This is a genomic window from Pelagibacterium luteolum, assembly GCF_900100665.1.
GTDB lineage: Bacteria > Pseudomonadota > Alphaproteobacteria > Rhizobiales > Devosiaceae > Pelagibacterium > Pelagibacterium luteolum.
In genome coordinates this window covers 57,747-71,083 of sequence record NZ_FNCS01000013.1, presented here as the reverse complement: position 1 = coordinate 71,083, position 13,337 = coordinate 57,747, and the positions used below count along the sequence as shown (strand labels likewise).

Sequence of the window (13,337 nt, the reverse complement as noted above, 5' to 3'; positions counted from 1 at the left end):
CCCGAAACAGCGGCTGCTCTTGTGCCACAGCATTTTGCCGGGAATGTCTCGAATGTGGGCGGATGCCGAATGGCAGCTCTCCTCTGCGTCCTTGCCAAAACCGGACCGACCGCAATCGGCCCCGATCGCGCCTTTCCTTTGATGACGGGGTCTCCAGCGTGATGACCGGCACGGGGTGGTAAGGGGACTGGCCGCTTTTTGGCCGTTGCCGCGCGGTCAGCCGCCGTCAGCGGACTGTGGCTATTGTTTCGGAAGACTTGATCGCTCAAATTAGCGTGCAGCTCTGCATCCATAATTGAGAAAGAGAAACTCGCGGCAATCGCCGCGAATTCAAGCTGGTTCACGCTTTAGCGCTGGTCTCTGACACTCCGAAGCCTGCTTGGCTGGAGCCATGCGCAAGTGTTCGAAGCACGATAGCCAGTGCAATGACGGCAAGAAGTCCGTCGGCCGCTGGAAAGGCGAGCCAGAGAGAGCCAGGTCCTATCAATGTGACCAAGGCCACGACCAGCAAGGGCGTCAGCACGAAGGGCTTGGCCAGTGTCAACGCCGCGGTGCGCCCGGGCTGACCAATCGCCTGAAAGTAGAGCGCCAATACGAGGATGGGACCGGCCACGACATACAATGCGAACATGGCCCGAATGATCGTGCCAACCTGGGCGACAACAACCGGGTCGTCAGAGAACCCTGCTCCGAGGGTTGCGTTAGTCGCAAACAGTCCAAGTGCCACGATGAGGCAATAGGCAAATACCGCCCCCACTGCCACGAGCAAGGCGCTATTGGATCGCTGATACAGCCCGGCGCCAAAGTTGTTTCCAACGATGGCCTGCATTGCAAGGCCAATGGCCATCTGCGGCAGGTAGGCAAAGCCGACGATACGGGTGACGACCCCATAAGCTGCTATGGCGTCAGCGTATCCCGCCTCAGCGGTCAACCTCAGGGTTGTGATGATCGTCGCCGATACGAGACCCATGCCGATAAAACTCAGACTGAGTGGGGCGCCAAGTTTGATGATTGGTATCCAACCGCCGATCCAGCGATGCCGGAACAGTGTGGCCATCTGCAACAGCGTTTCGCTTTTTAGGCGTAGCCGGACCACGAGGGCCAGCCCAACCCCTTGCGCAATCACAGAGCCCCACGCCGATCCGGCCACACCGAAGTCGAATGTCACAATCAGCAGGTAGTTGAGAACAATGTTGGCAAGCGTCACGCCGACCGAAAGCATGCCGATCGTTCCTGCTCTCCCTTCAATCCGCAGGGCGTCGGCATGCAAACTCAGCAAGAACTGCAACGGTGTGCCCAGGATAACGATCAGAAGATAAAGATGCGCCATCCTCGTGATGTCGCTATCTGCACCCGAAAGCTGTTCGATAAGGCCAGGGCCGACAGCCAGATAGATGATGATCATGGCCAGGGCGATAGAGAGTGCCAAGCCATGCGCACGCGCAAAAATGGCACCTCCCGCCTCCTTGTCTGCGGCACCGAGCTGTCGGGCGAGGAGGCTCGTCATTCCGCCGCCAACAAGCGTTGAAACCGCAAACGTGATCATCAGGAACGGAAAGACGAGGCTGACCGCCGTTAGCGCTTCGACACCCACATACTGCCCGAGGAAAACGGCATCGACGAGATTTAAGAGCCCGCCCATCGACATCACAAGGATCATGGGCAAGGCATTTGATAGAAACAGCCGCCCTATAGGGGCGGTGAGAAAACGATTCTCTGTAGCGGGACCGTACGGCATCGCTCACTCCTCAACAGGAGCATTTCGTGCTGGAAGGGAGCCCGCATTGCCAACCGTCGAAATGCTTTTCGAGGGTGAGTTGATCGATCACGTCAGGGCTTCACCGAGACTTTCGTCTGCAGGCGGCAGGTGCCCGATACCTAGACGTGGGCCTATAAGGTCAGGCTGAAGGGGTGTCAAGCAGTGTACCAACAGATCGTGTGCTGTTGGCGCGACGACCATCACGGTACTTTCAAGATGGCTCTGGCGGCGACGACAATCAGAATTCGGCTCGGTGGTGTAAAATCTATCTCGCATGACCATAGGCGCGATTGAATGCGTTAATGGATACGTAGCGGACAGCCGGTGCGCATCCTCTGTGAGGCGCGTAAGCTGGCGCTCAAGCTGGAGCCGTCCTTGCGCAGGTTTAAGAAAATCCGGTGCCTGGCTGCTGCATTGCAAAGCTGAAGATCAACTCAGCCGGAGCTGTTCCGAAGCGAGCGCAACATGCAGCTCGTGCCGGCCTGGAGGAAGTCCGTCGCTGTAGCCGAAATCGAGCTTCAAGTCCGTGGCCTTCAGACCATGCGCCGTGGCATGGGCGTAAAGGCGTGCATACTGATCCGGGATGGCCTCGAGCGCGCCGTCATGGATGAGGCGGAGGTACCGCCCCGGAGGGATGGACAAACTGATCATTCCGTCAGGAACTTCGGTTATCTTGGCTGCCAGGTATCCAACAAGCTCGCGATAGACGCCATCTTCGCGGCTGATGGAGACCTCAAGAAAGCTCGTAGCCCCCGTTTCCGCCGCAAAAAGCTCCTGCCAGGCGGCTGGAACAGCCCGCGGCAGGTCTTCCCATGTCGCTTTCACCATGATGCCGATGGCGGTGAGTTCAGGTAGGTCGATAGTTTCAATCAACAGTGCCTCCCAGGCCGTGAGCGGTCCACTTCTGCAAGATTATCGGTTCAATCATGGAAGCATCGTGTCGCTTTCAACCAGCAATTCTTCGATCTCCTGAACCACATGTTGAGACAACGGGCCGAACTGCAGAGCGCCGAGATTGTCACGAACCTGAGCTTCAGACTTGAACCCTGGAATGGGCAATGTAAACGGCGATCTGGCCAACAGCCAACCGAGTGCTCCTTGTGCCGGAGTTCGGCCATCACTGGTCAGCAGATCCCGAATAGTTGCAACTCTAGCAAGCATCTCTGGACGCGGCTTGCCAATTTCGAAGAAGCGGACCCAGCTGTGCCCGGCACCCCGGACATCCGTATCGGGTAGGTGAGAACCATTGGTGAACTTGCCGGTCAGCATGCCCATGGCCAAAGGCGAGCGATTGAGGCTGGCAAGATTATCCTTGGCACATAGGTCGAGCACTTCGGGCCCATCCCAAAACACACTTAGCTCCTGCTGAACGGCAGTGAAGTGAGGATACTGGACCATCCGACCTGCCTTTTGCGCATCATCGGTACTCCAGCCCCAGGCCGAATACGGCCAGTCTCAGCAAGCCTCTCCAAGGCTTCTGCGGCTGCGTCAGCCTCTTGGTCCGATAAACCACTGACATGGATTTGATAAAGGTCGATGTAGTCAGTGCCGAGCCAAGATGTTAAGAGACATCTCATTGCCAGAAAAGTAATGGTGCGGGCGGGGGGACTCGAACCCCCACGGGGATACCCCCTACGGATTTTCATACCGACTACGGCTTTCGCCGCCGCGCGTAGCGTTTGTGGTCTGGACTATCCCTTCGCCTTAGCTTTGGCCTTAGGCGCTGCCCGTCTAGTCTCTACACCTTCCACTTTTTCAGGTGGCTTGGCTCGGGATTGCCATTTTAAAGGTTTCCCCGAATTTGAGCAGTTCTACATCCAGGGTTTCCCCTGGTGCACTCAAGCCTTAAGTCCGTTGCGTCTACCATTCCGCCACGCCCGCACATTTGAGCCCGGCATCTATAGCGTGCAGATTTCCAAATGCCAATAAAAGGTTGCTGCGCAAAGGCTTAAACCGTACTCGTGAGAACCTGCCCTCGGCAGTCGAGCGGCACGATCACCGGCAACTCGATGCGGAGCTCAGGCTTAGCCCTCCTGTGCCCTAATGTCTTGAACCCGTTTTTTCGCTGGCTTAGGGCGCCGCACGTTGATCGCTGCCGCGTCCAGACTGTTGGCGATGTGTGCGGCATAGTATTTTTCGATCATCTCGACGCTGGTGCGGCAGTTCTTGGCAATCTGATATATGTCAGCGCCCTCCATAAGGCGCAGACATATATAAGTGTGACGCAAGCTGTACGCCGTGCGGCGTAACCCCTCGCGATCGAATTTCAGGCCCTCTTCGGCCAAAATATTATTGAACATCTCGCGGTGCCCCCGCGAAGGAAAGACCAGCTCGTCCGAGCTGGGAGCGTTGCGCTTCTTCAAGCGCTGGAAGGGCAGAACCGCTCCGCTCGTACTCTTGCAAAAACCCACGCCCCGCTTGCCGCGAACCGTGATCAGCAAGATGCGCTGATCGGTAGCCTCGTCATGGACAATTTCGACATCGCGGTACTCGAGCCTGTTGGCTTCATCAGGCCGCAATCCGGTATTGGCCATAAACAACACGTAGTCGTGGAGCTGCTCGCTTTCCCAAGCAAAGCGCTTCTTTTTCGGCGCTTTGGCGCGACGCCTGGTGGCCTCGTAAAGCCTTTTGTATTCTTCCGGCGTAAACCACGCGCGATGGGTGACTTTTCCATTGGAGCGGTACGGCTCGGAAAGATCAGGAAGATAATCAAGCCATCCATGACGTACGGCCGTCTTCAATATCTGGCGTAGCGTCACCATCTCGTGGTGCATTGTGGTGCGCGCCGCCGGTCGACCCCATTTTTGCATCGAGACGTTGCGCCGATGGATACGATACTCCTGAACCAGTCCAGGCGTGATTTCTCCAAGATAGCGTTCGCCAAAAAACGGCAAGAGATGCACGTTTACGCGCATCTTGTGGCTCTCGACATATTGGGGGTTTCGCTGGCCTTCGGTGATCACCTCGTATTCACGGATGAACTGATCGGCAGCCGCTTTAAATTTCCGGCCCGACAGCACCTCTCCGCGCCGCGATTTGCCCCGCAGCTCAAGATACCATTCTTCTGCCCAGTCGATCGCTTCATGAAGCTTTGAGCGCTTGGTCGAAACGCGGTGGTTCTTGCCAGCTAAAGACGCCGAGCACTGCCAGTGGCTCGAGTTCTCCCGTCTATAGACATGGAGTTTTCCGCCCATCAGGGCGTGACTTTTTCCCATACCCACTTCCCCCTGCGTTGGTGTGTCGCAAAAGTGAAACTGTGTAGGGAATGTGTAAGACTTTTTACCCGCGCTTTGAAGAGCGGTGCGTCCGTAACTATATGAAATCTATGTAAAATTTTGACAACAAAAGTCTGCCCTAGGCGCTTTTAAGTCTTGTGTGTCTACCGATTCCACCACGCCCGCAGTGTAATCAGGCTCGTCATTGCAGGGCAAAAGCCAAAGTGCAAGTAGGATCAGACTTTAGCCAACAGAGCGCTACCACGCGGCGAGAGCCGGTAGCCGATGTCACCACTAATCAAGAGCCCCAGCGCCACCAATTCCCGAGCCCGTGACTTGAAGGCCGATTTTTCCTGCCCTAGGGCGTCGGCCAGAACCGACGCGGCAACGCCCTCCTGCTCGGCGATCAGCCGCAGCACTTTGACACTCCAACCTGTCCCTACAGGACGGTCGATCTTTAAAAGCTCGACTTTGAGATGCTTCACCATGTCATCGCCGAGTTGTGTATCGCCGCCAAGGGCCTCGCGCGGATCCTCACCCTTGTAGCTGACTTCAATCCGGTCAAGATCGCCAGGCTTCATGGTATCGAGCCAAGCCAGAAACTCTGCTGTATCAGCAAACCCCGCGCGGCGTGCATCGGCGTTGGTTACCGCGTTTGCGGCAACCGGCGTGATCTCGCCGATCTGCAGAACGCCCAGGCGTGTCTTGAGCGTTCCCCCCGACTTAACCGTCCGGCGCTGCCAACGGCGGTACTGCAGCGTTATCTCACCAGATTTGATCTTCTCGAGAACCTCGAGCTTGATCAGCATCAGTCTGTGCCACCGGCGATGGGCGCTGCATAGGTGAAGTCCAGATCCCAAGGGAAGAAAATCCACGTATCCTGGCTCACCTCGGTAATGAAGGTATCCACCAGTTCGCGGCCCTGCGGCTTGGCATAAACGGTCGCAAAATGGGCGTTCGGCAGCATGTCCCGCACGGCCCGTGCCGTCGCGCCCGTATCGACGAGATCATCGATGATCAAAAGTTTCTGTCCGGAAGCGTCAGCGGCCAGAAGGTCGGAGTTGACCGACTTCAGCACCGTGATCTTGCCCTGATTCTGGTGATCGTAGGATTTGACCGAAACGCTTTCGATGACCCGGATGTTAAGTTCGCGGGCGATGATCGCTGCAGGCACCAGCCCGCCACGCGTAATCGCGACGATGGCCGTAAATGGCCCCTGACTTGTAAGGCGCCAGGCCAATGCCCGGGAATCGCGATGGAACTGATCCCAGGAAACGGGAAAGGATTTGTTCTGAGGCTGGTTCATACGGAAGCTTCCTTGGGGAGAACGATGTTCTTTTCAGCATGGAGTCGGTCGACCAGCGACTGAACTTCACCTGTGGCGCGTTCGAGCAGGTCGATATCGTGGCTGCGCATGACCAGATAGGTCATGATCTGCGTGTTGCCCATCTGTGGATATGAGCCGATTTTGACGTCCGGGTACCGGCTCTGGATCTCGCCCAGCGGATCGCCGACTGCGCCCTCGCCCACGCCCGCACTCACCGTACGGCTCTCGACCTTTCTCCCGCCTTGGAGCGTCGGCGCAACGGCTTCGAGCATCGCCGCCATGATCTTAGGGACACCCGCCATCACATGGACATTGCCGATCTTGAAACCCGGCGCCGCCGACACCGCGTTTACGATCAGCTCGGCGCCATCGGGAATACGGGCCATGCGAAGCCGCGCCGGCGTGGCCTCGTTGCCCGTTTCCGCCCAGCGCGCCTCGAGCATCGCTCTGGCCTCAGGGTGAATTGGCAATCCTACCCCGAAAGCCTTGGCTATCGCATCGGCCGTTATGTCGTCATGGGTCGGTCCGATACCGCCGGTCGTGAACACATATGTGTAGCGCGCCCTCACGGCATTGACCGCATCGACGATCGCATCGATATCGTCCGACACGATCCGGACTTCGGCCAGCTCGATCCCCAGATCGGTGCAGAACTGCGCCGTGGTCTGAATGTTGATGTCGCGCGTCCTGCCGGAGAGGATCTCATCCCCGATAACGACCAGCCCTGCAGTGACAACGGTTTGCTTCATGGCGCACTTTGCGTAAAAGGAAGCGCATTGCATGCCTGTCCTGCCCCTAAAAATCAAGCAATTCGCCAAGATATGCACTTCCCCTCAATACTCGTCCGCGGCACGCTTGTTCGGCGCTACAAGCGCTTTCTTTCTGACATCATTCTGGAAACAGGCGAGGCGATCACAGCGCACTGTGCCAATCCGGGTGCAATGACGGGGCTCAACATGCCCGGCCTTCCCGTATGGGTCTCGAAGTCGGACGATCCGAAACGCAAGCTGGCCTATTCGCTCGAACTGGTGGAATTGCCGACAGGGATTGTTGGCATCAACACCGCCCACCCCAACCGCATCGTCGCGGAAGCGCTACGGGCACGGCAAATTCCAGAGCTGGCCGCTTATGATTGCGTCCGTCCCGAAGTCAAATATGCAGAAAAGAGCCGTGTCGATTTTCTGCTAAGCGCCGAGGGGCGCCCCGATTGCTATGTCGAGGTCAAGAACGTCCATCTAGTACGACGGGCCGGGCATGCGGAATTCCCCGATTCCGTGACCACCCGCGGTGCACGCCACCTCAATGACCTGTCCGCCATGGTCGCCGCCGGCCACCGCGCCGCCATGCTCTACCTCGTCCAGCGCGCCGACTGCACCGAGTTCAGCTTGGCCGCCGACATCGACCCGGCATACGCAGCGGCATTCGACACTGCGCGCAATGCTGGCGTTGAAGCCCTATGCTACGCGACTGTGATCACGCCGACCTCTATAGAACTCGGCAGGCCCCTTCCCATCGGGCATTGAGCCGACTACCTTTGCTCCAACAGGAGACCTCCATGACCACCTACGTCGAAGCCACCGCCAAGAAAAAGCGTATGCAAGGCGTTATTCCGCTACATGGCGAAGACGGTTTTGCCGGCATGCGCAAGGCCGGCGCAATTACGGCAGAAGTGCTCGATCTTCTGGTACCAATGATCGAACCCGGCGTCTCCACAGCAACGCTGGACAGATTTGTTTACGAGTTCGCCCGCGACAACAATGCGATTCCCGCCACACTCAACTATCGCGGCTACCGCTATTCCACCTGCACGTCGATAAACCACGTCGTCTGCCACGGCAGGCCGTCCGACAAGCCGTTACGCGAAGGCGATATCGTCAACATCGACGTTACCCTGATCGTTGATGGCTGGTACGGTGATTCGAGCCGCATGTACCCGGTGGGTGAGATTTCCCGCAAGGCAGAACGGCTGATCGAAATCACCTACGAAAGCCTTCGGCTCGGCATCGAAGCCGCCAAGGCTGGCAACACCACAGGCGATATCGGCGCCGCCATCCAGCGTTATGCCGAAGGCGAACGGGCGTCGGTAGTCCGCGATTTCGTAGGCCATGGCGTCGGGCGCCTCTTCCACGACGAGCCCAACATCATGCATTTCGGCAATCCCGGCACTGGTGTCGAGATCAAGCCCGGCATGATTTTCACAATCGAACCCATGATCAATCTGGGCCGCCCACAGGTCAAGATTTTGAACGACGGCTGGACCGCCGTGACGCGGGATCGAACCCTCTCCGCCCAGTGCGAGCATTCGATCGGCATCACCGAGACCGGCAACGAGATTTTCACCGCCTCACCGCGCGGACTGTTCAATCCCCTCGAGGCTCGTCAAAGCGCATGAGTTCGGATCAAGGCGAAGACGAAAATTTGGGATGGGCTGAAACGCAAGCCCGAGCCGTAGCGTCCCGCCTGCCCGATCTCCTCCCCGACGACCAAGCCGACAGCGCGACACCGCCGAAAAAGCCTAAAGCCGAAAACGATCACGACGGCCATCGCGATCGTTTGCGTGAGCGCTTTAACACAGCCGGTCCCTCAGCGCTCCAGGACTACGAACTGCTCGAGCTGCTCTTGTTCGCGATCATCCCGCGCAAGGACACAAAAGGCATCGCCAAGGCGATGATGAAGCGCTTCGGCAGCTTTTCCGAAGCGTTGGGCGCTCCACCTCATCTGCTCAAGGAAATCGACGGACTGGGGCCAACGACAATCACGTCACTCAAGGTGATCCTCGCCTCTACTCAGCGTATCGGCAAGGATGCCATACATAAAAAGCCTGTGCTCAATTCCTGGAGTGAGGTCATCGACTACTGCAAATCCTCGATGTCCTATGAGACGGTCGAACAGTTCCGCATCATCTTCCTGGACAAAAAGAACAAGGTCATTGCCGACGAGGTGCAGCAAACTGGTACGGTCGACCATACCCCGGTCTATCCGCGCGAAGTCATAAAGCGCACGCTCGAGCTTTCGGCGACCGCCTTAATCCTCGTGCACAACCATCCCTCGGGCGACCCGGCACCATCCTCCGCCGATGTCCAGATGACGCGTCAGATCGTCGACATCGCAAAGCCGCTCGGCATCACCGTGCACGACCATATTATCGTCGGCAAATCGACCCACACCTCGCTGCGCGGCATGAAGCTGTTTTAGCCGAACTGGTTCAGCACTTCGAAGTTCGACTGCATCCAGAAGGCCAAGCGGGTAAAATTGCCTGTAAGGAACAATATCCCGACCACCACAAGCACGGCGCCCATGACTTTTTCGACGGTTCCGAGGTGCTTCTTAAATCCGTCGAAAAACGACAAGAAGGGCCCCAGCGCCAAGGCGGCCAAGAGGAACGGCACGCCGAGCCCGGCTGAGTAGACCGCCAATAGCGCCGCCCCCTCCCAGGCCGTCGTCTGGTTCGCCGACACGACAAGGATCGCCGCCAGCACCGGTCCAATGCATGGCGTCCAACCAATTGCGAAAGCGAGCCCCAGTAAAAACCCGCCCAGCGGTCCGCTGGCTATACGCGGCCCTTCGAGCTTGAACTGGCGGTAGAGCCAGGAAATCCTGAACACGCCCAGGAAATGTAACCCCATCGCGATGATGACGACGCCGGCCAACGGCATCAGCACCGGCAACGCGCGACGGAGGACCTGGCCGAACATCGTTGCCGTGGCACCAAAAGCGATAAAGATCAGCGAAAATCCGAGCACGAACGCCAGTGCGGTGATAGCAGTTCGGCCATAGAGCTTGCCGCCCGCCACCCCCTCTTCGCGCAGCCGCTCGAACGTCGCGCCGGACATGTAGGTGAGATAAGCGGGCACCAGCGGCAAAACGCATGGGCTGAGAAAACTCAAAACCCCCGCCCCAAATACCACTGGCAATTCGAATCCGAACATGCGCGCTCCCGCCAATTTTCGCGGCAGTTCTATCCGCTGGGCTCAAATACGCAATGCGTAGCCCGGTCGCATCGCACCGATGTGATTGTTGGCGGACAATAGCCGACCGGCGCGATGCCCCGTATGGTTGATGCATGAGGGGGAGATTCGCATGCGCATCGTCATACTGACGGCCATCGCCATGATGGCTTTTGCCGCCAATTCGGTGCTGGCGCGTTTGGCCCTTGCTTCAGGCACAATCGACGCAGCGGGCTACACAGGTTTGCGGTTGGCGGCAGGAGCCGTCCTGCTTTTTGCAATCATCGCAATCACGCAGCGCGCCTCCACCATTCCGCGCATCGCCGGAAGCTGGTCTGGAGCCGCAGCGCTCTTTGCCTATGCCATCGCGTTCTCCATTGCTTATTTGATGCTCGGCGCGGGAATGGGCGCGCTCATCCTCTTTGCCAGCGTGCAAATGAGCATGCTCGGATGGGCGGTGCTTAAAGGCGACCGCCCCCAACTTCTCGAATGGGTCGGCATCGCGATTGCCGTTGCGTCCCTTGCCTACCTGGTTTCGCCCGGCCTTTCGGCACCCCATCCAATCGGCGCCCTTCTGATGGTCGCATCAGGCGCCTCTTGGGCCGCCTATTCGATGATCGGTCGTGGCTCCACATCCCCTCTTGCCGACACAGCAGGCAATTTCATTCGATGCCTTCCTGCGGCGATCGTCCTGATTATGATTGGTCTCTTCACGATGGCTCCCTCGGCGGAAGGCATGCTTTACGCCGTCCTGTCGGGCGCTATTGCTTCAGGGCTTGGGTACGCCGTCTGGTACCTCGCGCTACCCAACCTCACCCGGATCACCGCTTCGACGGTGCAACTGACCGTCCCAGCCATCGCCGCAGCAGGCGGCATCTTGTTTTTGTCCGAGCCGATCACGATGCGCTTCGGCATCGCATCCATCGGCATTCTAGGGGGCGTCGCGCTCGCCCTTTTCATAGCAGAGCGCCGCAAGCGCTGAGGATAAGACCTTTGGGGGCTGGGATTTTGCACTAACCCATACTAAGTAGCGCCATCTTCACCGGTTGACCGGAGCGAACATGGCCCACCGCCCCCTCAAAATCGCGCCCTCCATCCTCTCCGCCGACTTCGCACGCCTTGGCAACGAAGTCCGCGCCGTGGACGACGGTGGGGCCGATTGGATCCATGTCGATGTCATGGATGGCCATTTCGTCCCCAACATCACGATTGGCCCGCTGATCGTCCAGGCGATCCGCCCAGTCACCTTCAAGCCGCTCGACGTTCACCTGATGATCGCACCCGTCGATCCCTATATAGAGGCCTTCGCAAAGGCGGGCGCCGATATCATCTCGATCCACGCCGAAGCCGGCCCGCACCTCGACCGTTCCCTGCAAGCCATCAAAACGCACGGCAAAAAAGCCGGTGTCGTCCTCAATCCGGCGACTCCGGTTGCAGCAATCCAGCACGTTCTCGATCGCATCGACCTCATCTTGCTCATGAGCGTAAATCCCGGCTTTGGTGGCCAGGCCTTCATTCCCGAAACCATCACCAAGGTCGAGCAGGTCAAGGCGCTGATTGGTGACCGCCACATCGATATCGAGATCGACGGCGGCGTCGATGCCGAGACCGTAGTGGCGCTCGCCAAAGCTGGCGCCAATGTCTTCGTTGCCGGCTCCGCCATTTACAAGGGCAATGATCCGGCCACCTATGCCCCCCGCATCAAGGCCATCCGCGACGCCGCGAACGCTGCGCGCTAGTTGAATCAATCTTCGAACCACGGACCCTAAGCCCATGATCCCGCGCTATTCCCGCAAAGAAATGGTCGACATCTGGTCGCCCGAAACCAAGTTCAAGATCTGGTTCGAGATCGAAGCGCACGCCACCACGGCACAGGCAAAACTGGGCGTCGTCCCCCAGGCATCCGCCGACGAAATCTGGGCCAAGGGTAAGGACGCGAAATTCGACGTCGATCGCATCGATGAGATCGAGCGCGAGGTCAAGCACGACGTTATCGCCTTCCTTACGCACCTTGCCGAAATCGTCGGCCCCGAATCGCGCTTTGTGCATCAGGGCATGACATCCTCCGACATTCTGGACACGACACTCTCGGTCCAGCTTGCGCGCGCGTCCGATCTTCTACTCTCCGATATCGACGCGCTCCTCGCCGCACTCAAGAAGCGCGCTCACGAACACAAAGACACCATCACCATCGGCCGCAGCCACGGCATTCATGCCGAACCGACCACTTTCGGCGTAAAGCTGGCTCAAGCCTATGCCGAATTTGCCCGCTGCCGCACCCGCCTCGAAAATGCCAAAGCCGAAATCGCTACCTGCGCTATTTCGGGCGCCGTCGGCTCGTTTGCAAATATCGACCCCTCGGTCGAAGAATACGTGGCCGAGCAGATGGGCCTCGCTATCGAACCCGTCTCGACCCAAGTGATCCCGCGCGACCGCCACGCGATGTATTTCGCCACCCTTGGCGTCATCGCCTCGTCCATAGAGCGCCTCGCCACCGAAATCCGTCACCTGCAGCGCACGGAAGTTTTAGAAGCCGAAGAATTCTTCTCCAAGGGCCAGAAGGGCTCGTCGGCAATGCCGCACAAGCGGAACCCGGTGCTGACGGAAAATCTCACCGGCCTCGCTCGCCTCGTGCGCGGCATGGTCATCCCCGCCCTCGAAAACGTTGCCCTTTGGCATGAGCGCGATATCTCGCACTCTTCGGTCGAGCGCATGATCGGGCCCGACGCAACGGTCACCCTCGATTTCGCGCTGGCCCGCCTGACCAACGTCATCGACAATCTCGTGGTTTATCCAGAGAACATGAAGGCCAACATGGACAAGCTTGGCGGCCTGCACAATTCACAGCGCTTCCTGCTCGCCCTAACACAGGCGGGCATGAGCCGCGAGGAGAGCTACTCGGCAGTGCAGCGCAATGCGATGAAGGTCTGGCGCGGGGAAGGAAAATTCCCCGATTTCCTCAAAGCCGATCCCGAAGTCTCCGCCAAGCTCAGCGACGAACAGATCGATGCAAGCTTTGACGACGCCTACCATCTTAAACACGTCGACACGATCTTCCGCCGCGTCTTCGGCGAGTAGGGAGCTTAGAA

The 13,337-nt window shown here is 58.4% G+C and carries 13 protein-coding genes and 1 pseudogene; 6 read left to right on the top strand and 8 right to left on the bottom strand.

All coding sequences use genetic code 11. The annotated features are described in order from the left end of the window. Window positions 1–340 precede the first annotated feature (340 nt). The 7 genes and pseudogenes from BLR31_RS16345 to BLR31_RS16310 form a co-directional block, all read right to left on the bottom strand. The gene (locus BLR31_RS16345) at window positions 341–1,738 is read right to left on the bottom strand and encodes an MATE family efflux transporter (RefSeq protein ID WP_210183943.1); all 1,398 of its coding nucleotides are present in this window, start codon (window positions 1,736–1,738) and stop codon (window positions 341–343) included. Between the two features lie 450 nt (window positions 1,739–2,188). Continuing rightward, window positions 2,189–2,632 (bottom strand): GyrI-like domain-containing protein, encoded by a 444-nt coding sequence (locus BLR31_RS16340; protein ID WP_090597833.1) that lies wholly within the window; start codon window positions 2,630–2,632, stop codon window positions 2,189–2,191. Between the two features lie 51 nt (window positions 2,633–2,683). Beyond that, a pseudogene (locus BLR31_RS16335) lies at window positions 2,684–3,312 on the bottom strand (aldo/keto reductase); the annotation flags it as partial. A gap of 471 nt (window positions 3,313–3,783) precedes the next feature. Further along, a complete protein-coding gene (locus BLR31_RS16325; protein ID WP_090597829.1) occupies window positions 3,784–4,974 on the bottom strand; it encodes a tyrosine-type recombinase/integrase in 1,191 nt (396 codons plus the stop codon). Window positions 4,975–5,210: 236 nt separating this feature from the next. Further along, window positions 5,211–5,783 (bottom strand): ASCH domain-containing protein, encoded by a 573-nt coding sequence (locus tag BLR31_RS16320; protein ID WP_090597827.1) that lies wholly within the window; start codon window positions 5,781–5,783, stop codon window positions 5,211–5,213. Then, window positions 5,783–6,280: a xanthine phosphoribosyltransferase gene (gpt, locus tag BLR31_RS16315; protein WP_090597825.1), complete on the bottom strand. Its 498-nt coding sequence runs from the start codon at window positions 6,278–6,280 to the stop codon at window positions 5,783–5,785. Before gpt ends, BLR31_RS16320 begins: the two co-directional genes overlap by 1 nt. After that, window positions 6,277–7,050 (bottom strand): competence/damage-inducible protein A, encoded by a 774-nt coding sequence (locus tag BLR31_RS16310; RefSeq protein ID WP_090597823.1) that lies wholly within the window; start codon window positions 7,048–7,050, stop codon window positions 6,277–6,279. Before BLR31_RS16310 ends, gpt begins: the two co-directional genes overlap by 4 nt. Before the next feature lie 72 nt (window positions 7,051–7,122). Between BLR31_RS16310 and sfsA the strand changes: the two genes are divergently transcribed. The 3 genes from sfsA to radC are packed head-to-tail and all read left to right on the top strand — an operon-like array spanning window position 7,123 to window position 9,496. Continuing rightward, window positions 7,123–7,824, top strand: a complete 702-nt coding sequence (gene sfsA / locus BLR31_RS16305; RefSeq protein WP_090597821.1) for a DNA/RNA nuclease SfsA — start codon at window positions 7,123–7,125, stop codon at window positions 7,822–7,824. A 32-nt stretch (window positions 7,825–7,856) separates the two neighbouring features. Further along, window positions 7,857–8,693 carry a type I methionyl aminopeptidase gene (gene map / locus BLR31_RS16300; RefSeq protein ID WP_090597819.1) on the top strand — a complete coding sequence of 279 codons (837 nt, stop codon included), beginning with the start codon at window positions 7,857–7,859 and terminating at the stop codon, window positions 8,691–8,693. Continuing rightward, window positions 8,690–9,496, top strand: a complete 807-nt coding sequence (radC, locus tag BLR31_RS16295) for a RadC family protein (RefSeq protein ID WP_090597817.1) — start codon at window positions 8,690–8,692, stop codon at window positions 9,494–9,496. The genes map and radC overlap by 4 nt, the downstream gene beginning before the upstream one ends. On the opposite strand, the gene BLR31_RS16290 is transcribed toward radC, so the two are convergent. Beyond that, entirely contained in the window at window positions 9,493–10,230 is a 738-nt protein-coding gene (locus tag BLR31_RS16290; protein ID WP_090597815.1) for a cytochrome c biogenesis CcdA family protein, read from the bottom strand. The genes radC and BLR31_RS16290 overlap by 4 nt on opposite strands. Before the next feature lie 151 nt (window positions 10,231–10,381). Here BLR31_RS16290 and BLR31_RS16285 point away from each other — a divergent pair, with 151 nt between their 5' ends. From BLR31_RS16285 to purB, 3 genes are all read left to right on the top strand, one after another. Then, entirely contained in the window at window positions 10,382–11,230 is an 849-nt protein-coding gene (locus BLR31_RS16285) for a DMT family transporter (protein WP_176762713.1), read from the top strand. A 79-nt stretch (window positions 11,231–11,309) separates the two neighbouring features. Continuing rightward, entirely contained in the window at window positions 11,310–11,987 is a 678-nt protein-coding gene (rpe, locus tag BLR31_RS16280; RefSeq protein WP_090597813.1) for a ribulose-phosphate 3-epimerase, read from the top strand. A 34-nt stretch (window positions 11,988–12,021) separates the two neighbouring features. After that, a complete protein-coding gene (gene purB, locus BLR31_RS16275) occupies window positions 12,022–13,326 on the top strand; it encodes an adenylosuccinate lyase (RefSeq protein WP_090597811.1) in 1,305 nt (434 codons plus the stop codon). Window positions 13,327–13,337 lie beyond the last annotated feature (11 nt).

Bases quoted from the DNA above. Each gene is read 5' to 3' on its own strand.
- BLR31_RS16345 (WP_210183943.1), bottom strand. From the start codon at position 1,738: ATGCCGTACGGTCCCGCTACAGAGAATCGTTTTCTCACCGCCCCTATA.
- BLR31_RS16325 (WP_090597829.1), bottom strand. From the start codon at position 4,974: ATGGGAAAAAGTCACGCCCTGATGGGCGGAAAACTCCATGTCTATAGA.
- BLR31_RS16320 (WP_090597827.1), bottom strand. From the start codon at position 5,783: ATGCTGATCAAGCTCGAGGTTCTCGAGAAGATCAAATCTGGTGAGATA.
- gpt (WP_090597825.1), bottom strand. From the start codon at position 6,280: ATGAACCAGCCTCAGAACAAATCCTTTCCCGTTTCCTGGGATCAGTTC.
- BLR31_RS16310 (WP_090597823.1), bottom strand. From the start codon at position 7,050: ATGAAGCAAACCGTTGTCACTGCAGGGCTGGTCGTTATCGGGGATGAG.
- sfsA (WP_090597821.1), top strand. From the start codon at position 7,123: ATGCACTTCCCCTCAATACTCGTCCGCGGCACGCTTGTTCGGCGCTAC.
- map (WP_090597819.1), top strand. From the start codon at position 7,857: ATGACCACCTACGTCGAAGCCACCGCCAAGAAAAAGCGTATGCAAGGC.
- radC (WP_090597817.1), top strand. From the start codon at position 8,690: ATGAGTTCGGATCAAGGCGAAGACGAAAATTTGGGATGGGCTGAAACG.
- BLR31_RS16290 (WP_090597815.1), bottom strand. From the start codon at position 10,230: ATGTTCGGATTCGAATTGCCAGTGGTATTTGGGGCGGGGGTTTTGAGT.
- BLR31_RS16285 (WP_176762713.1), top strand. From the start codon at position 10,382: ATGCGCATCGTCATACTGACGGCCATCGCCATGATGGCTTTTGCCGCC.
- rpe (WP_090597813.1), top strand. From the start codon at position 11,310: ATGGCCCACCGCCCCCTCAAAATCGCGCCCTCCATCCTCTCCGCCGAC.
- purB (WP_090597811.1), top strand. From the start codon at position 12,022: ATGATCCCGCGCTATTCCCGCAAAGAAATGGTCGACATCTGGTCGCCC.